Here is an 18905-nt window from a genome sequence, read left to right as displayed (position 1 = left end):
ATAAACTCAAGGTAATTCGCATGCATGTTGAAAAAAAATACAGAAAATTGGAAAACATAGAGGAGATACGGGTTTATAATATTGATAAAAACAAAATGTTCCACAAGGTCAAGCAATTTAAAAAAATAGACAATGTTCGTTTTAACAATATTATGAGACACGTCCCTTCAGACATCAATGTTTTCACGCCTATCGAAGGCAGTGATGATTATCTTGTCGAAAGGATAGGCTGGAATATGCTGGGAAGATTAAATATCAGACCAGATGAAGTTGAAGGAAGATTATTTAGTGAATGTTCTCCGTTTTACTATGATATCTTTAAAGACATATTTGAAGAAGTCTTTGAAACTGGAGAGACAAAGCCGATGAGAATATTTTATTATATTAGCGATAAGATTGCAACACTGGCAAATATCAATATTCTACGGGATGAAGGAAAAATTTATGTAATTTCTGATTTGAAAAAAGCAGAAACTGAAAATAAAAGTGTAGAGGAACAGCAGCAGGAAGAAGATGAAAATAAAGCTACATTAATTGAATACTTCTCACAGACAGGAAGTTATTACAAAACCAATAATGAATACGCCTGGACTCCGGGAATTTATAATATCATTAACCGTTCAAAAGAGGTTAATGACTCCTTTTACAACATCATTTTTGATTTGGTGATTCCTGAAGACAAGCCTCTGGTTGAAGAATTGCTGAAAACCATGAGCCCCGAAACTGATTCATACGAGAATATCATTCGTATAAAAACACCTGGAGGAAGTATTAAGTATTTAGACACATATCTTTACTCCAAATTTGATGAAAACGGAGAAGAAATAAGCCATTATGGATTATTTAAAGACATCAGTGTCGATTCAAATAAGCACATGACCAGACCTGTTGATTTCATGCTGAACGGATTTAATCATAATTCGAAGCTATCATTGCTTGTAGAGCCACTAAGCAAAAGATATGAATTTAGCGAAGGGTTCTATAAAATGATTGAGATACCGAAAAACGAGTACATACACAAAATAGACATTATTGATAACATCATTGAAGAAGAGGTTAGAAACGAAATTACAAAATTAATTGATGGTGAAATTAATGAAATTAACTGCGTATTTACATATAAAGTAAATGGAGATATGGACAATTGTAAAATATGCGAATTATTCATTGAACGTTTTAAATATGGTAATCAGGATCATAGCATAGGATTTTTAACTGACATCACACTTTCACGCAAAAAACAACAGGAATTAATAAAATCAAATGCAACCAAAAACATATTGATTAAAGAGGTTCATCACAGAGTTAAAAACAACCTACAGGTACTTAACAGTTTCCTGAACCTTGAAAGAAGAGAATATGGAGACAATCCAAACCGCATATTGGATAATATGCAAGCACGATTGTCCTCCCTTGCATTACTTCACGAAAAAACATACAATACTGAAGATTTTATCAACATCAATCTTGAAGATTACATGAAAGATCAAGATGAAACATTGCACATGCTATTCAGGGCAAAAAACATTAATTTCACTTCCGAAGTAGACCCTAAAATTCATTTGTCTATAGACGTGATAACACCATTGCTTTTAATAGTTGACGAGTTAACAATGAATGCAATCAAACATGCATTTCCAGACCCTGACATGACCAATAAAACAATTTCCAAGAAAATTGACTTTATTAATGAGTATATCTGCGAATTAATATTAAGGGACAATGGAGTTGGACTTAAGGACCCTGACGCATTGACTAACCATAATCTTGGTTGGGAAATAATCAACAATCTAACAAAACAGATTAACGGAGAACTTGAAATTTTAGACTGCAAAGTTGGAACTGGATTTAGAATAATTTTCCCAGTGAACTTTGAACACAGCGTTGAATACCATCGCGAACTTTGGGAGGGTGAGAAGAATGAGAATTGAAAAAACATACCGGAAATTGGAGGATACCGAAGAGATTAGTATCTATGACATTTCAGAAAGCGAACTATATCAGCAGGTTCCCCAAGAATTTGAGATGTTCTATACACCTTTTGAAAATACATTAAATCAACTTGACAATGATTTGGACATCTTCGTACCATACAACAACGGAGAGGACTTTATCATACACAGATTAGGTTTAAGTGCTCTTGCAAGGGGAGACATTAAACAAAGCGATGTTGCAGGACGTTTACTTAGTAAAACATCTCCAGGTTTTTATGACATTTTAAAAGAACCTTTTCAGGAAGTTTATAAAACCCATAAAACTAAAAAAATGAGATTTTACTATCACTTCCATGAAAAATTAGCTCGATTCTCAAACGTTAAGATTGTTTGGGATATGGACAAATTAATTCTAATTTCAGACCACAGGGACAATCGTGAAACAAACTTACATGTCTCCAATGAGGAAAATAATGAAAAGGCAAATTTAATCGAATATTTCTCACAGACCGGAAGCTATTATAAAATCAATGACCGTTACTCCTGGACTCAAGGTATATATAACATCATCAATCGTGGAATAGAAGCAAACGACGAATATTACAACATTGTATTTGACCTGGTTATACCTGAAGACAAGCCGTTGCTTGAAAAAATCCTAAAGGAAATGGATTCCGGAAGAAGCAACTACGAAAGCGTCATCAGAATAAGAACAGATGACGGCGTTTTGAAATATGTTGAAATTAATCTTTATTCCAAGTTTAATGAAGACGGATACCTTATAAGTCGTTACGGTTTAATAAAAGACGTGAGTACTGATTCAACAAGACAAATGACAAGACCTGTTGATTTCTTGCTTAAAGGATTTAAAAACAATAAAAAATTAGCATTACTTATTGAACCGTTGAATACAAAGCAATACGAATTCTCACAAGGTTTTTATCATCTCATTGAAGATTCTCCTGAAGAGTATCATCATTCACGTGCTATTATTCAAAACATTGTGGAAGAGGATGTGATAAATAATATTCTCAGACTAATTGACGGACAAATCAATGAACTTGATGAAACATTCACTTACAATGTTAAAGGAAATGAAAATAACCAAAAGATATGTGAAATTTACATTGAAAGATTTGAATTTGGTTCCGACACACACAGTATCGGTTTCCTAACAGATGTTACTGAAGAAAGAACTAAACAGCTGGAATTGATGGAAGCTAACGAACATCAAAAAATATTGATTAAAGAAGTTCACCATAGGGTTAAAAACAACCTACAGGTACTTAACAGTTTCCTGAACCTTGAAAAAAGAGCTTATAGAAACAAACCTAATATAATCATTGACCATATGCAGTCCAGATTATCATCTCTTGCAATTCTTCACGAAAAAACCTACAATACTACCGATTTTAAAAACATTAACCTGAAAGAATATATTGAAGACCAAGACATCCAATTAAGAAGCCTGATTGGATTGAGAGATGGTATTGAGTTTGAATCAGAAGTTGATGAAGATCTGGTATTATCAATTGAAGTAATCACTCCATTATTATTGGTTATAGATGAATTGACAATGAATGCAATTAAACATGCATTCCCTGATAAAAGCAAACCTAACAAGAAAATAACTAAGAAAATAAGAAAAATTGATACTGAAACTGCAGAAGTCATACTTCAGGACAATGGTGTTGGAATCGAAGATCCTGACAAAATCACCAAAAATCTCGGATGTGAAATCATCAAAAATCTCACAAAGCAATTGGACGGCCATATCGAACTGTTCCAACATGAAAACGGAACAGGATACAAGTTAACATTCCCAATATATATGGACCATACAATTGAAGGATAATATTTCTGAATAAAATAAAAGAGGACGACAAAAATATAAATAAAATGAAAAATATAAGTAATAAATTGTTAAAAGAAGGTATAAATATGAATGAAAGAATATTAATTGTTGAAGATGAAGCAATCACTGCATTAGATTTAAAATACAGTCTAGAGGAATTGGGTTATGAAGTAATCGATACAGTTGATACTGGTCAAGATGCAATTGATGTAGCAGCAGAAAAAGTGCCTGACGTTGTTTTAATGGACATTAAATTAAAAGGAGATATGGAAGGTATTGAAGCTGCAGAAGTAATATCAGAATTAAGAATCCCAGTAATCTATTTAACCGCAAACACAGATACTGATACTTTTGAAAAATCCAATGTGAAAGGATCCTACGGATTTGTATCCAAACCATACGACATAACCAAATTGGATAAAACTCTTAAAATAACCATAAATAGAGCAAAATTAGAAGAAAGCAAAATAGATGACGCCAGTGGATTTACACAATAGATTCAAATGACGGAATTACAACTAATTAAAGGTCGGCCAAAAATATTTGCCATAGGCTCTGAAGAGATAATGTTATCTTTGATAGAGAAATATGTTGAAGATTACAATTATGAGTATGTCGGATCAGCTTCACAAAAAGATGAAATTTTCGAAAAGATAGACAATTTATCACCTCATTTGATATTTCTGGATACTGAAATACAAGGATTAGATTTGCTGGAACTGGCAACTGATTTGGAAATATTTGATGTTCCAGTCATTATTATTGTAGGAGCTCTTTTTGACAACACTATCGATAAATTACTAATGAGTAATCCCTACAACTATCTGCTTAAGCCTTTTGAAGAGGATGAACTGCAAAGAGCAATGGCCGTTTCCCTTAAAAAACATGAACAAAATAAATTAAGCGTTCAAACAGCCCAGCATAAAATAGAAGAAAAAAATACAGAACTTTTAATTGAAAAATCAGACTCAAGTTTTCTTTTGATTCTTTGTATCGCATTAATCATCATAGCTATTTTAAGTAGAAATGCAACATGGCTTCAATGGGTACTTATAATTCCAACATCAGCTATGCTCCTTAACTCTATTGTCAGCATAAAAAAACAAAAACCAGTCACCCCATACGAAGAGGATGACCTTCCTTTTATAAGCATTTTTATTCCGGCGCACAACGAAGAATACACTATTGAATCAACAGTCAGAAGTGTTTGTGAATCAGAATATACCAAAAATGGAGAATCCAACTTTGAAGTGATTGTCGTAAATGACGGATCTACAGACAGTACCGGAGAAATATTATCCGGCTTAAAAAAGGAAATTCCTGAACTTAAAATTGTTACTAGACACCCGCCACGATCCGGAAAAGGTAAAGGTTTTGTTTTAAACGATGCTTTAACATTATCCAAAGGAGAAATTATCGGAGTATTTGATGCGGATACACAAATCAGTACAGATTATCTCATGACAATCGTCCAATATCTAAATGGAGAAGGCATTGAAGGAGTTCAGTCAAGAGTTAAAATGTGGAACAAAAATGAAAACTTTTTAGCCCGTATGCAACATGTAGAATTCGCAAGTTTTGGAAATACATTAATTGCAAAGGATAATTTTAACTTCACAGGATTTTTAGGTGGAAATGGGCAATTTGTAAAAAAACAAGCAATCATAGACTCCGGTCGCTGGGACGGTTTTGCAGTTACTGAAGATTTGAACCTTGCAATAAAAATTATTCTTAATGGTGGAAAAATACGTTATGCCCGAGACTGTGCAGTATATCAGGAAGCAGTTACATCATGGAGAGCATTCTTCAGACAAAGAATCAGATGGGCTATAGGTAACTTTGAAACTTTATTCGTTTATTTACCCCAGATTCTAAGGTCAAAAATATCTATCTCAAAGAAATTCCATATTATCGAACACATTTCTTTTTATAGTTTTAACTTATTAATCTTCTTCGGATTTGTTGTCACAATAGTCAATGCAATTTCATGGTTCATTTTCCATGGCCCAACCATTATTAGAATGGAAGCTCCGTTCATTGTTGGAGTATTATCCATGATTGCATTTTTCCCTGGAATTTTACTTGCTCTTTCAAGAGATAAACCTACAATTCTGGAATACATAAAAGACCTTGTAAAATATTATATTTACTGTTTCCACTTGATACCATTATTCTTCATGACAATGATGACAATGCTTACAAGAAAAGAAAGAAAATGGTCTAAAACCGAACATACAGGAGGTCAAAAAGAATGAGGCGAGGAGATATAATTCGTGGAGTCGTACTTATAATAATCATTATTTTCTTTGCAACCAACATTAATGCAATAAACAGTTTTTTAAGTGTTAATACAGACAGAACCATTGATTTTGACCATAGTGTGACCATTGTGCCCCAAGCATGGAACAGCACTGAAGAATTAAACTTAACAAACGAATCCAAAACTCCACATGCAATTACAAACAGATATGTCTATATCGACCATTGGGATGATTGGCCTGAAGATCACATTACATCGATTTCGGAAGCCAAATTCAGAAATATGGAAAAAGGAGATTATCAAGTTCTCAAAACTGAAAATTCCACTGCAAGCGGAGTTCCAGTATCAAAACAATATTTCTCAAATCCTTCAAGAAACAACAATGTGACTTGGAGCCATATTGGAGTTAATTATGTTTTCCCTAAAGAAGACACAAATTATGCAATACAGGTTCATTATTTCACATCACATGACTACAACAATTCAACTTTCTTAAGGGAAGTGGATGACCGTATTGAAGATGATATGAGCAATATTCACAACACAGAATATAATGGATTTATTTCAGGTGTGAGAGATGCTTACAATTTCGTAACATCCCACATACCTTGAACTAACTTTTTTTAAATTAAATATATAACTAAAAATTATAATACTTGTTTTAAAAAATAATATTTTAATCAATCCTAAAATCAATATTAAAAAAGAAAAAGTAAAAATAGAACAACAATTATTCTTTAGGATATATCAAAGGATGATTTTCGCACATAGGATCTTTTATAATATTTCTTTTCAGATGATATTTTAAAAAGTAAAGCATCCACTGATTTGAAAGTTCCCTTAGTGAGGCATCATCCAATCTTTCTTCCTTAGTGAAGAAATCCATTTGATTACCGCCAACGGCAATTGCTATTTCTCTTGTCTTCAAAAGCATAAAAAAGTCATTTCTGATATTATGAATACTGAAATCCTCTACAACTGAAATTGTTTTCTCCTTTTTGTAATCATAGAATAAATCATTAAGATATTCAAAATCTACAAATTTCAAATCATCTATGTCTAATAAAACATCTTCACTCAAAAGCTGATTTTTGAAGTCGTATTTAGATAAGAAATCTATATCCCAAATATTGTTATAAAAGGCTGTTATAAAAGAATCCTGTGCAAAACGAACAGTTAATGAAAAATCTTCAGTCTCCTTATGAGATCCAAGCTCTACATCCATAAACTCCAAATAAATCGAATCCTGAGATATTTCTATTGAAGTCAATTTGCCTGAATTAATAATTACATCCCTAATTAATTTAAGTGATCTTCCATTCATTTTAATGCTCCTACAAAATTATCATATGCACCTTCAATTTCATATTCCTTTTGATTATCATAAGATTTATCCCATCCGAATGGATTTATTTCTATTTGATTATTGATAGTTCCATCCCAATTGATTTCAAAATCACATGATTTTAAACAATCAAAAACAATTTTACCAATTTTTAAAGCTTTATCTTCATTGTTCTCAAAGTCCCCAAATGTGATTTTCAGTTTTTCTTCCAGAATTGCCTCTTCAACATCCTCAAAGGTGTAGAAGCAAAAACCATCCGGAGAATATTTATTATTCATTAAATGCACATAAAGCTCAAAAGCATCAGTAACGCCTTCTTTGATATCATAGCCACAATTGTGAATAGCTACAATATTTTTACCTGCCAACAGTTCAAAAACATTTTCCAACTTAGCGAAATTAATATTATCAGACTCATTTAAAGAGATGTCGAATTGGGAAAAATCAACATCCTCCCCAATAAATTCATCCTCCAATATTTCCAGAATTTCATCCTTGTTAAAAAAACCAGATTTAGAAAGGGCATTAATCATGTATTCAATTTCTTCAACTAAATCTGGGTCCATACTATCAGTCCTGTTCATCACCAAAGATTATGATACGGGTAACGTTGCCCCTTTCAGTGAAACCTGCCATGACCCGGGCTTCACCAATCTTTGCCAGTGAAAAATCGTCATGAGGCTTATATCCATAACCCTTAAGTTTTGTATATGCTTCAAATGCAACCTTTGGATATATATTGAAATTCTTCTGAAAGTTGTAATAGGTATCCCTGAATTTTATCACAGAATTATTTTCCTCAATTAAATCTGATTTGATTGCTACAAATATGTCCAATCCATCTTCAGATACTGCATAATAGCCATCCATATCCAATATAGCTATTGAAGCCATTGCTAAAGTGTGACAATCATCAAAATTGGAGTTGAGTGGAGAAGAATTAAATTCAGACAATCCGAATTCATCCCCAATAGCTTTAATCTGTTTTGCTGATTTGATTAGATTTTCGCCGAAAATCTCTTCATTGTCCCATGCCCATGACCATTGCATCAAATCTTCAGAATAAAATCCCAGGATTTGAACCGGGAATGTGATGTCGCCGAAAGTGATTATGCCCTTCTCGATATCCAAATCCCCAATTGTTTCTCCAATCAATTCTGAAAGATTTTCCTGTTTATCCAAAGCTAAAGCACCATACTTTGATAAAACCATTTTAAAGGAGTCTTCTTCTTCAACTGAAATTGGCTTTTCTACTACTTTCAAGATTAACACCTAAAATTCTAATTTTGAAATTCTATCCATTGCTTCTTTAGTGTTTTCCAAAGTATTGAATGCAGTTAATCTTAAATATCCTTCACCGCTTGGACCAAATCCGGAACCTGGAGTTCCAATTACATTGGCTTCGTTTAATAATAAATCAAAGAATGCCCATGAATCCATATCATTAGGAGTTTTTACCCAAATATAAGGGGAGCTTACACCGCCATATACATCAAGGCCAAGGTCAGTTAGGCTTTCCCTGATGATTTTAGCATTTTCCATATAATAATCGATGGTGTCCCTGATTTGTTTTTTACCTTCAGGAGAATAAACCGCTTCGGCAGCCTTTTGAACAGGATAGGATGCACCGTTAAATTTAGTGGTTTGTCTTCTATTCCATAACGGATTGATTTCAACTGCATTGCCCTGACTGTCGTATCCCATCAATTCCTTAGGAACAACAGTGTATGCACAACGAGTTCCGGTAAAACCAGCAGTTTTGGAAAAACTCTTAAATTCAATAGCTACTTCTTTTGCACCTTCTATTTCATAAATGGAATGAGGAACATTATCTTCAGTTATGAATGCTTCGTAAGCAGCATCAAATAAAATTATTGATTTATTTTCCTTGGCATAATCAACGAATACTTTCAATTGATCTTTTGTAAGGGTAGTGCCTGTTGGGTTATTAGGATAACATAAATAAATAATATCTACTGGTTCTGATGGAAGTTCAGGAACAAAACCGTTTTCTGAATTACATTTGATGTAAGTTAATCCTTCATACATACCATCGTCCTTCATTTCTCCAGTTCTTCCAGCCATAACATTTGTGTCCACATATACAGTATATACAGGGTCAGTTACAGCGATTTTATTGTCTATTCCAAAGATTTCCTGTATGTTAGCTGTGTCGCTTTTTGCTCCGTCGCTTATGAAAACTTCGGAAGTGTCCAAATCAATTCCACGTGCAGTGTAGTCATTTTCAATAATAGTTTTAGCTAAAAAGTCATGGCCTTGTTCAGGACCATATCCCACAAATGTTTCACCATTTCCCAAATCGTCCACAGCAGAATGGAATGCTTCAATGACTGCAGGAACTAAAGGTTTTGTAACATCTCCGATACCCATTTTGATGATATCTGCATCAGGGTTTGCTTTCCTGAATTCTGATTCTCTTCTTGCCACTTCAACGAAAAGGTAGCTACTTTTTAACTTAAGATAGTTTTCATTAATTTTAACAACCATGATTAAACCTCATAAATATTAATCTAATATATATTTTATTTTTTCAATATATAAAATGAATGATTAGTATAATTATCATTGAAAAATAGTAAAAATTTTATTTCATAATGATATTGATAGAACCCCAAATATGAAAATATTTAAATTAACTTGTTTACATAAATATAAAATACTAAAAATTAATAAAAGAAGTTGGTAGAATGAATGGAATAACAATAATAATTTGGATTACAATAGCCATTATAGCAATTATTGCAATAATACTAGTTAAATTGCACTATAAAGGAGAAGAATTAGAGAAAGATGATGGATCAATACTTGAAGATACAGGATCCTTAAGTAACCTAGTTTCAGCAGGAAAAAATATTCTATCCAATAATGGAGATAAATCCAATTCCAATCAACCAGCTACTCTTAATCAATCTAAACCTGCTAGCCTAAACAAACAACCTTCATTCAATGAAATATATGAAGAACCTGTTGTTTCAGAAGTTAATAATGCTAATTACAATAATATTGAATACGAATCACAAAATCAAGTACTTGTGGATTATGGTAATACCGTTGAAAAATTTCAAGAACCAATTAAACAAAGCCAGATGGATATTATGAGCCAAAGTAACAACCCTAAAAATGAAAAACATGAGTTAAAAGATTTATTCACTATTGATGAACTTATTAAAGAATCAAAAAGAAAAGATAGTGAAAGAGAAAAAGAAGCACATAAAAATGATGATGAAGACAAAGAATTAGAAGAACTTAAAGAAAGCATCAAACAAAAGCAAGAAGAGAAAAACATTGAAGAGATTATTGACGAAATGCCTGAAGAAACAATCAGAAGCATCATCAATGAATCTGAAGATGAAGATGAACAGAAAGATGCTGTTAAAGAACCTGTTAAAGAGGAAAAGGTAAGCGATGCAATCCCTGAAACAACCAAAAAGGAAAATGCAAGCGATACAATTACCAAAACCGTTGAAGAAGAACCAAAACTCGAAGCATCAACAGTTACTTCACAAGACATTGAAGAGGCAATAACCACCGCCGGCGAAGAAAGTGAAGAAACCGAAGAAAGCATTTCCGAAAGTACAGACATTACTGATGCTTTGCTTAACAATACAGAAAGTGAAAAAACAGAGGAAGTCATAAAAGAACCGATACTTAAAACTCCAACAAAAGTCAAAGACGATTACAAATTCGGAGCAGATCTCAAGGATGAAAATGTATTTGGCGACTATGACAGTGATTTGGACTACAGAAAAGATTTGGCTAAAATTACAAACACAATTAAAGGTTCAAAAATATTCCAGGACGTTAAGGAAAAGCTCATATCAGAGCCACCTGTTGAAGAAGATGTCATTGAAGAGGATTTCATCAGAAACGTCAACGAATACGAAGATGAATTTGTACCAATCATCAATGAAACTCATGCAGATTATGAAGCAACATATGAAGAGTATCATAGGGCTGAGATGGATGACTCATTAAGACAGAGAAATTCACAAAATGTATTTAGCATAAAAGAAACAGCTCCAAAACCTGAACATAAGGAAGAAAAAGTAATACCTGCAATTAAGGAAAAACCTTCAAGAGACAATATAAAAATAAAGTTAAACAATAATGAAGTTGTCCTTAAGAAAGGTGATGAAATCATTTTCAATCATCAGGGAGAAACCTATTCCAGCCAGGTTTATGCAATAAACGGTGACGACATCTCTGTAAGATACAGAAGAAAAAATATCATTATCAAACCGTCAGATGTAAAAAAGGTATATTAAATTATCTTTTTTACTTAAAACACCACAATTATTCACCATACCCTACAATCCAATATATTTTTTTAATGCTTGTTTTAAACAATTTCAAGAAGTAAATTTAACTTGATTTGAACTTTAAAAGAAAAATAAAAATCTCAAAAATCCTAAATAAAGACAAGAATATTTTACAATTTAATTAATATTTATATACTCTCATTTTTAGACTTTTAAGCATAGAGATGCATTTCTTTATATGAAATAAATAATTTAAGGGGAAACTATGTTTAACAAAAAGATATATATACTTCTATTATTAATAGTTAGTATTTGTACCATATCGACAGTAAGTGCAGTAGATAATGTTACTGATGCATTAACAGTTGATGATGCAGCTTCAGACGATGTAGTAACTGTTTTTATTGACGATTCAAGTAATGTGACTGATGATACAAATAAAGAAACAAAAGAGGATGTTGCAAGTGAAGACACATTGGCCGCTACCGAGAATGATCCTTCAGTGGCAGTGGTTGAGTCCGATGAGGTTCTTTCAGCCAAAAAAACTCCTGCCAGCATGTACACAGTTAAATTCACAAAAGACGTTTATCAGTTTTCAGCTGTAAATGGTGCCGTGATAGAATTTAATATTAATCCATGTAAGAATACAAATTACAATGCATTTAATTTATACGTTTGCATATTCAAACTGGATAGTAAAAATAATTTAGTTTCAGAAGTTTCTGAATCAGAAACTGTTACTAATAATGGTAAAGATAGAAATAGTGTAACTTATACCTATACTATTAACCCAAAAGAGATTAAACCTGGAAAATATGCCATATATGTAGCTAATGATGATTCAGAAGGAACATTCATGGATGCTGCACGTTTAGAAGTTAAAAAACCTTCAGTAACCATAAAAGCTTTCAAATTTGTTAAAAGAGGTGGAACTACTGTAAAACTTAAGGCAACAGTGACAAGCCAAGGCAAAAAGCTTACAGGAGGTTATGTCGTATTTAGAATAAGCGGCAAAAACTATAAGGTCAAAGTTAAAAACGGTGTGGCAACCAAATATATGAAAGTAAAACAAAACAAAAAATATGTATATGCAGCCAGATACATTGCAAACACATTCTATAAAGCTTCTAAAAAAGTTACAAGCTATGCAATGATTAGGGGCAGAATAGCAACCAAGATCCTTGTCAAACCGCAAACTGTTTATAGGGGCGACACCAGTAACAAAGCATTCTATGCAAAAATAGTTACCGCAAGCGGCAAATATGTCAAAGGAGGCGTGCTTAAGGTAGTTGGCATTGGCGAAAAAGAAAATGTAAACGGTAAAGTAAAACTATATAGAAACGGTTTTGATTGGAATTATGTGACCAAGAAAGGAAATGACTATTACTACAAAAAGTCTGTAACCAAATACATCAAGCTCATATACACTCCATCAAACAAGAACTATAAAAGCAGCGTAAAATACTTAAAATACACTGTACGTTACAAATGCCCAATTATAGTAAGCCTTTACCCCTTCATAAAATGTGGAAAAACATATTCACATGCACACGGTTCCGAAAGGTATCATGTGATATAAAAATAAAAACAATATACATTAAGGGGATTAACCCCTTAAATATTACTTTTTTAAAAAATTAGAATCTATTATTCATTATTCAATCTGTAACTGCCATTTTCAACTATATATTTTGGAACCACTATTTTTAAAGAACGAATAACATTCAAATAAAAATCATCCAATTCCCTATCGGCATAAGGATAAGTATATTCGAAAATATACAGGTTATTATCTTCCACATATAAAAATTCATTGCGGCGAATCTCATTTTCTCCATCGGAAAACGAAGATACAATCATATAATAAATATCATCGTTAATAGGTATGAAATCAGAAGCTATCAGATTTATCTTATCGTTATTTTTGATATTTTTTTCTATATCCTCCCTAATATCCGGAAGTCCTACCAATGTGGGAGTGGTGGAAAACTTAATGGACATTGGTATCTTAGTATTTACCAGATACATGTCATTGAATTCATCTTTAGTGGCAATAGGCTCAAAGTCTTCAGGCATCTGAAGATTTGAAAATCCATTTGAAAACATTGTCATTTTATCACCTATTTATGTGCGAAGTAGAACACCAATTCACCATCTGAAATTTCATCAAGGCGGGCGAATCCCACTCTTTCAAATTGAACAATATCACCAACTTTCAAATCGCGAAGTGCACCTTCACCAAGACCTGTTTTAATTGATGCATCATCCATGACAATTTTAACATCAACATTGTCTTCAGCAGGAACCCATTGGATAATCCTTGCTTTGACTGCCCTTGCATCTTCAAAGGAAGTGGAATGATAAGATATTTTTCCATCTTCAATGTTGACATTGACAGCATCCATCAGGCGGAATATTCCATCGCCAATGTCTGATTTTGCAAGATAAGCAGTTCCTTCAAAAGGAAGAACTCTGTTTCCCCTATCCAAATGGTCAGCATGAAGCGGCCTTTCAATATCCACTTTACCACCCTCATAGCCATCAATTTCCACAAGTTGAGGTTCTTCACAGAAGAAATACCTGTTGGCAACCGGTTCAAGGAAGCTGCGGTTTAATCCGTAGATTTTTTTCCAGCTGATAGCGGAATCAGCCATCTTAACACCAATTTCGGTAATCAAATTGTAAATGGTTCTTGGGTTTATTCCTCTTCTTGCAATAGCCCTTAGTGTTCCCAATCTAGGGTCGTCCCATCCTGAATATGTTCCATCCTCAATTCCTGCCATTGCCTTGGATGTACTGAGTGCGATATCTTCCATTTTAAGCCTGCCATAGTGGATATATTCAGGCACATCCCATCCCATATGATCATACAAGTATTTCTGCTTTTCAGTGTTGGCCAAATGGTCTTTTCCTCTTAAAACATGAGTCAATCCCATCAGATGGTCATCCACTGCCACAGAGAAGTTCATCATTGGATAAATCCTGTATTTGTTGCCCAGGCGAGGATGAGTTTCGTCAACCAGTCTCATGGCTACCCAATCACGAATTGCAGGATTCTTATGAGCAATATCGGTTTTAACTCTTAGAACAGCTTCACCGGCTTCCATAGTGTCGAATTTTTCCCATAATTCAATATTTTCCTCTATGGAATTGTCCCTGCATGGGCATGCTTTGCAGTTGTCTTTGAGTTCCTTGAATGTTGCACCGTCACAGGTACACATATAGGCAGCACCATTCTCGATTAATTGGCGGGCATAGTCATAATATGTTTCGAATCTGTCAGACTGATAAATCACTTCATCGGCCTTGATTCCCAGCCATTCGAGATCTTCGGGAATCATTTCGTAAGCAGGCTCATATACTCTTTTGGGATCTGTATCTTCAATTCTCAAAATCAGTTTTCCGTTATGTCTTTTTACATATTCCGCATTTGGAACGGCTGCACGAGAGTGTCCAATGTGTAAAGGTCCACTTGGATTTGGAGCGAAACGTAAAACTATGTTTTCATGAGTTCCAGGGAGTTCCTGAAGGCCAACTTCCTTAGCTTTAGGTTTTTTGTCCTGAACTTCAACACCGAATTTTTCCATTTCTGCCTGTTGCTCTTCTAAAGACAGCGCATTGACTTTCGCTACAATTTTACCAGACATCGGACCGATTTCTTTTGCTTTGCTTCTGAGTTCAGGTTCATTTGACATTATTGAACCCATAACAGCTCCGGGATTTGCACTTCCCTTATGTTTAGCTGCATTTAATAAAGCATGTTTATAGATAATTTCCTCTAAATCATTCATTTAATCATCACATTTAATTATTTAACAAAAATAAGCGTCAAGTAAAAATTCTTTACTTGTTTATAATTTTGATGCAAGATATAAAAATAGTTAATGTTTTTAGAATCAAAAAAATATTATAGATAAAAACCTAAATATTAATGAGAGTATTAAAAAAACCGGTTGATATAATGGGCAGGGAAATTGAAAAAGCAAAAAAACTAATTGAAGATGCCAATTATAAGGATGCATTAAAAACTGCCAGAAAAAGGCATGGCAAAGATGATATCGAATCATATCTAACTATTTTAGACCTTCTAATCCAGAAAGATTACCTGCCTGCCTTAGAAGAAAAGGGAATGTATTATCAATATTATGACCCCAGTCATGATGACGGAGATTACGGCGAAAAATACTTTGACGAATACCTTAAAAAACAACCAAAATCAATTAATGCCCTTTGCGACAAATCAATGTCCCTTTTCAATAAATCGAAAATTGACGAATCATTGAAATATATGGACACTGCCTATAACAGGTATGACAAATACTGCAAAGTTGAAGAGCCTAGAATCTCAAAAAAAGAAGTTAAAATGGCCAAAATCGAACTTCTAATACAGGCTAAAAAATATAGAGAAGCTTTAGATGAACTGGACAAATATGAGGTCAAGTACGATGATGATAAAAAATTAAACCTTTACAAGGGCCAGATGCTTCAAAAGAACGGCAAAAATAAAGAGGCATTGATATACCTTGAAAAATCATTGGATGAAGAGACCACTTTAACAGCATTGAATGCAAAAGCTGATGCAGAATATGAACTTGGACAGTACAAGGAAGCATTAAAAGATTACAGACAATGCATACAGTATGAAAAGGAAGCCAATGACAATTTAGAGCTGACAACCAATTTTAATTACAAAGCAGCATTCTGTTGCGTTGAGCTTGGAGACAATCAGGAAGCCATCAAACATTTAAATAAAACCATAAACAAGCTAAACGAACATGGTCGCCTCCCCCATGACCTGGAAAAAATCTATCAAAAATGTTCATTTGAAAAAGACAGGATAATGAGGCAGGGAGACATCAAAGATGAAGAGTTCAAGAAAACAAAATTCATTTCATCAAAATATGCAATCTATGCACTGATAGTAATAATAATCTTATACATCATATTAAAAATAATCGGCTATTGAAATTAATATTGGAGACATTAAAATGAAGTTGGGAAAAACAAATTTGGAAGTGAACAAAAACGGATTCGGCGCACTGCCAATTCAGAGATGCAACATGGACGAATCAATTGAAATACTTCAAAAAGCTTATGCAAACGGAATTGATTTCTATGACACTGCACATTTTTATACAGACAGCGAAGAGAAACTGGGCAATGCCTTTGAAGATGTTCGTGAAAACATTTATCTTGCAAGCAAAACTGCAGCTGAAACTCCCAAGGTGTTCTGGAGCGATTTGGAAACTTCACTTAAAAGCTTAAAAACAGATTACCTTGACCTGTACCAGTTCCATAACATATCATTTACCCCAAAGAATGATGATGAACTATTTAAAGCAATGATTCAAGCAAAAGAAGATGGAATGATTAATCATATAGGAATTACAACCCATAAAATCACATTTGCACATGAAGCTATAGAATCCGGACTTTATGAAACTTTGCAATATCCGTTTTCATACTTAAGCGGCAGTGAAGAAATAGATCTTGTCAACAAATGCAAACAATTGGACGTTGGTTTTATCGCTATGAAAGCCATGGGTGGAGGATTGATAAAAAATTCCAAAGCAAGCTATGCGTTTTTAAATCAGTTCGACAATGTATTGCCAATTTGGGGAATTCAAAAAATCTCCGAGCTTGATGAATTCCTGTCCTATGATGAAAACACAGTTTTAAACGACAGCCTAAAAGCAGAAATTGAAAAAGACAAAAATGAACTGGGCGAAGATTTCTGCAGAGGCTGCGGATACTGCATGCCATGCCCTGAAGGAATTAAAATAAATACATGTGCAAGAATGTCCCTTTGGGTTAGAAGGTTTCCAACAGAACCTCACTTAACTGAAGAATGGCAGCAGATAATGGCTAAAAGCGAAGATTGTATCGAATGTTACAGCTGCGTGGACAACTGCCCTTATGAACTGGACATCCCAAGGCTTCTCAAGGAAAACTATGAGGATTACAAAAACATTCTGTCCGGAAAGACAAAGGTGTGAAACATGAAGCAGTGCATTGAAAACCCCGATGAAGTCAAATGGGAAGATTTTTGGGCATCAAGGCTTAAAAATAAAGTAAATAAAAACTGGGATGATGCCGCTCCACGATTCTATAAAAGAACCCGAGGCGAAGATTATCAAAAGGTACTGTTTGAGAAGCTGATTCTTAATGAAACAGACACTGTACTGGATGTGGGTTGTGGAGAAGGTTCAATAACCATACCATTAGCCAAAAAAGTAAAAAAAGTCATAGGCATTGATTCATCACCAAAAATGCTTGAATATTTAAAAAAGAGGGCTTGTGACAATAACGTTGAAAATATCAAGACCATATTAAAACCGATTGAAGAAATTTCATATGATGAAATTGGAGATGTCGATGTTGTGGTCTGCTCAAGATCTCTTAATGGAATTGTCCCTATTTGTGAAGTGTTAACCGAACTTGACAAAATTGCCAACAAATATGTCTTCATAACCGTATTCGGACCTGAAAACAAAAAAATAGAAAAAGATTTCGATAAGGAACTTGGAATAAAAACAGAAGATTTTCCAGATTACAATTATCTTTTCAACATATTATTCAATCTCGGCATCTATGCCAATGTCGAAAGGTTTGATTTGAATAATTACCGCATGTATGACAGCATCCAGAGTGCTATGGATAACGGCAAGTTTAGGCTTGACCTATATTCTGATGAAGAAAAAGAATTGCTGAGAAAATATCTTGAGAGAATTCTCAGCTTTGATGAAGACACAGGGAAATATTATAACGTCAAAGACAAAGCTGACTGGATAATGGTCTGGTGGAAAAAATAGTTAATATTTAAAAAAAAAATAAAATGAATTTAATCACTTTTTATCATGGTTAAAATCATTTTATACGGACTGTTTACTGCCTGAAGAGCATGTGGTTCATTAGCAGGCATGATAATAATTTCACCTGCCCCAACAGTGTGTTTTACACCGGAAATTGTAATTTCAGCTTCACCATCTATTACTTGAACCATTGCATCAAAAGGAGCGGAATGTTCTGACAATCCCTGACCCTGGTCGAAGGCAAAGAATGTTACTGTCCCCAACTCTTTCTTGATTACTTCACGGCTTACGACACTATCTGCCTGATAATCCAATATGGATTGGATATCTAAAGCTTTCGCTTTAATATCTTCACTCATCAGTTATTCCCCCATAATTGTTTTAATATCTGCAATGGCATCTCCTGAAGTTGGAGTCAA

Annotated in this window: 17 protein-coding genes; 10 read left to right on the top strand and 7 right to left on the bottom strand. The window is 33.7% G+C overall.

The window, feature by feature from the left end; genetic code table 11:
- Positions 1 to 20 precede the first annotated feature (20 nt).
- The 5 genes from QZV68_RS00785 to QZV68_RS00765 all read left to right on the top strand — a co-directional run bounded on the left by QZV68_RS00785 (position 21) and on the right by QZV68_RS00765 (position 6661).
- Complete coding sequence (locus QZV68_RS00785) at positions 21 to 1931, top strand: histidine kinase dimerization/phosphoacceptor domain -containing protein (RefSeq protein WP_296877637.1); 1911 nt, start codon at positions 21 to 23, stop codon at positions 1929 to 1931.
- Positions 1921 to 3789 carry a sensor histidine kinase gene (locus QZV68_RS00780; protein ID WP_296877635.1) on the top strand — a complete coding sequence of 623 codons (1869 nt, stop codon included), beginning with the start codon at positions 1921 to 1923 and terminating at the stop codon, positions 3787 to 3789. Before QZV68_RS00785 ends, QZV68_RS00780 begins: the two co-directional genes overlap by 11 nt.
- 86 nt (positions 3790 to 3875) lie before the next feature.
- Positions 3876 to 4286, top strand: coding sequence for a response regulator (locus tag QZV68_RS00775; RefSeq protein ID WP_296877633.1), 411 nt, complete (start codon positions 3876 to 3878; stop codon positions 4284 to 4286).
- A 6-nt stretch (positions 4287 to 4292) separates the two neighbouring features.
- Positions 4293 to 6044: a glycosyltransferase gene (locus QZV68_RS00770; RefSeq protein ID WP_296877631.1), complete on the top strand. Its 1752-nt coding sequence runs from the start codon at positions 4293 to 4295 to the stop codon at positions 6042 to 6044.
- Positions 6041 to 6661 carry a hypothetical protein gene (locus QZV68_RS00765; protein ID WP_296877629.1) on the top strand — a complete coding sequence of 207 codons (621 nt, stop codon included), beginning with the start codon at positions 6041 to 6043 and terminating at the stop codon, positions 6659 to 6661. The genes QZV68_RS00770 and QZV68_RS00765 overlap by 4 nt, the downstream gene beginning before the upstream one ends.
- A 118-nt stretch (positions 6662 to 6779) precedes the next feature.
- Here QZV68_RS00765 and QZV68_RS00760 read toward each other — a convergent pair whose 3' ends face one another.
- The 4 genes from QZV68_RS00760 to QZV68_RS00745 are packed head-to-tail and all read right to left on the bottom strand — an operon-like array spanning position 6780 to position 9902.
- Positions 6780 to 7373: a hypothetical protein gene (locus QZV68_RS00760; protein ID WP_296877627.1), complete on the bottom strand. Its 594-nt coding sequence runs from the start codon at positions 7371 to 7373 to the stop codon at positions 6780 to 6782.
- Positions 7370 to 7978 carry a DUF6891 domain-containing protein gene (locus tag QZV68_RS00755; protein WP_296877625.1) on the bottom strand — a complete coding sequence of 203 codons (609 nt, stop codon included), beginning with the start codon at positions 7976 to 7978 and terminating at the stop codon, positions 7370 to 7372. Before QZV68_RS00755 ends, QZV68_RS00760 begins: the two co-directional genes overlap by 4 nt.
- Entirely contained in the window at positions 7965 to 8666 is a 702-nt protein-coding gene (locus QZV68_RS00750) for a DUF6882 domain-containing protein (protein ID WP_296877623.1), read from the bottom strand. The genes QZV68_RS00755 and QZV68_RS00750 overlap by 14 nt, the downstream gene beginning before the upstream one ends.
- Entirely contained in the window at positions 8667 to 9902 is a 1236-nt protein-coding gene (locus tag QZV68_RS00745; protein ID WP_296877620.1) for an LL-diaminopimelate aminotransferase, read from the bottom strand.
- A 200-nt stretch (positions 9903 to 10102) separates the two neighbouring features.
- Here QZV68_RS00745 and QZV68_RS00740 point away from each other — a divergent pair, with 200 nt between their 5' ends.
- Together QZV68_RS00740 and QZV68_RS00735 are read left to right on the top strand one after the other, a co-directional pair.
- A complete protein-coding gene (locus tag QZV68_RS00740; RefSeq protein ID WP_296877619.1) occupies positions 10103 to 11680 on the top strand; it encodes an ATPase in 1578 nt (525 codons plus the stop codon).
- 259 nt (positions 11681 to 11939) lie between these two features.
- Positions 11940 to 13253, top strand: coding sequence for a hypothetical protein (locus tag QZV68_RS00735; protein WP_296877617.1), 1314 nt, complete (start codon positions 11940 to 11942; stop codon positions 13251 to 13253).
- A 68-nt stretch (positions 13254 to 13321) separates the two neighbouring features.
- Here QZV68_RS00735 and QZV68_RS00730 read toward each other — a convergent pair whose 3' ends face one another.
- Positions 13322 to 13786, bottom strand: a complete 465-nt coding sequence (locus tag QZV68_RS00730; protein WP_296877615.1) for a hypothetical protein — start codon at positions 13784 to 13786, stop codon at positions 13322 to 13324.
- 8 nt (positions 13787 to 13794) lie between these two features.
- Entirely contained in the window at positions 13795 to 15465 is a 1671-nt protein-coding gene (locus QZV68_RS00725; protein ID WP_296877613.1) for a glutamate--tRNA ligase, read from the bottom strand.
- A gap of 170 nt (positions 15466 to 15635) precedes the next feature.
- Here QZV68_RS00725 and QZV68_RS00720 point away from each other — a divergent pair, with 170 nt between their 5' ends.
- The 3 genes from QZV68_RS00720 to QZV68_RS00710 are packed head-to-tail and all read left to right on the top strand — an operon-like array spanning position 15636 to position 18486.
- Complete coding sequence (locus QZV68_RS00720; RefSeq protein ID WP_296877610.1) at positions 15636 to 16640, top strand: lipopolysaccharide assembly protein LapB; 1005 nt, start codon at positions 15636 to 15638, stop codon at positions 16638 to 16640.
- Between the two features lie 16 nt (positions 16641 to 16656).
- Positions 16657 to 17670 carry an aldo/keto reductase gene (locus QZV68_RS00715; protein ID WP_363136759.1) on the top strand — a complete coding sequence of 338 codons (1014 nt, stop codon included), beginning with the start codon at positions 16657 to 16659 and terminating at the stop codon, positions 17668 to 17670.
- Positions 17671 to 17673: 3 nt separating this feature from the next.
- On the top strand, positions 17674 to 18486 hold the full coding sequence (locus tag QZV68_RS00710) for a class I SAM-dependent methyltransferase (protein ID WP_296877606.1): 813 nt from the start codon (positions 17674 to 17676) through the stop codon (positions 18484 to 18486).
- A 29-nt stretch (positions 18487 to 18515) separates the two neighbouring features.
- On the opposite strand, the gene QZV68_RS00705 is transcribed toward QZV68_RS00710, so the two are convergent.
- On the bottom strand, positions 18516 to 18845 hold the full coding sequence (locus QZV68_RS00705) for a cupin domain-containing protein (RefSeq protein WP_296877604.1): 330 nt from the start codon (positions 18843 to 18845) through the stop codon (positions 18516 to 18518).
- Positions 18846 to 18905 lie beyond the last annotated feature (60 nt).

Source organism: uncultured Methanobrevibacter sp. (genome assembly GCF_902801725.1).
In the GTDB taxonomy this organism is placed as follows: domain Archaea; phylum Methanobacteriota; class Methanobacteria; order Methanobacteriales; family Methanobacteriaceae; genus Methanocatella.
This window is presented reverse-complemented; position numbering and strand designations above follow the sequence as displayed.

Coding starts and splice junctions, on each gene's coding strand:
- QZV68_RS00760 (WP_296877627.1), bottom strand. CDS start 7,373: ATGAATGGAAGATCACTTAAATTAATTAGGGATGTAATTATTAATTCA.
- QZV68_RS00775 (WP_296877633.1), top strand. CDS start 3,876: ATGAATGAAAGAATATTAATTGTTGAAGATGAAGCAATCACTGCATTA.
- QZV68_RS00710 (WP_296877606.1), top strand. CDS start 17,674: ATGAAGCAGTGCATTGAAAACCCCGATGAAGTCAAATGGGAAGATTTT.
- QZV68_RS00770 (WP_296877631.1), top strand. CDS start 4,293: ATGACGGAATTACAACTAATTAAAGGTCGGCCAAAAATATTTGCCATA.
- QZV68_RS00740 (WP_296877619.1), top strand. CDS start 10,103: ATGAATGGAATAACAATAATAATTTGGATTACAATAGCCATTATAGCA.
- QZV68_RS00745 (WP_296877620.1), bottom strand. CDS start 9,902: ATGGTTGTTAAAATTAATGAAAACTATCTTAAGTTAAAAAGTAGCTAC.
- QZV68_RS00755 (WP_296877625.1), bottom strand. CDS start 7,978: ATGAACAGGACTGATAGTATGGACCCAGATTTAGTTGAAGAAATTGAA.
- QZV68_RS00785 (WP_296877637.1), top strand. CDS start 21: ATGCATGTTGAAAAAAAATACAGAAAATTGGAAAACATAGAGGAGATA.
- QZV68_RS00730 (WP_296877615.1), bottom strand. CDS start 13,786: ATGACAATGTTTTCAAATGGATTTTCAAATCTTCAGATGCCTGAAGAC.
- QZV68_RS00705 (WP_296877604.1), bottom strand. CDS start 18,845: ATGAGTGAAGATATTAAAGCGAAAGCTTTAGATATCCAATCCATATTG.
- QZV68_RS00725 (WP_296877613.1), bottom strand. CDS start 15,465: ATGAATGATTTAGAGGAAATTATCTATAAACATGCTTTATTAAATGCA.
- QZV68_RS00765 (WP_296877629.1), top strand. CDS start 6,041: ATGAGGCGAGGAGATATAATTCGTGGAGTCGTACTTATAATAATCATT.
- QZV68_RS00780 (WP_296877635.1), top strand. CDS start 1,921: ATGAGAATTGAAAAAACATACCGGAAATTGGAGGATACCGAAGAGATT.
- QZV68_RS00735 (WP_296877617.1), top strand. CDS start 11,940: ATGTTTAACAAAAAGATATATATACTTCTATTATTAATAGTTAGTATT.
- QZV68_RS00720 (WP_296877610.1), top strand. CDS start 15,636: ATGGGCAGGGAAATTGAAAAAGCAAAAAAACTAATTGAAGATGCCAAT.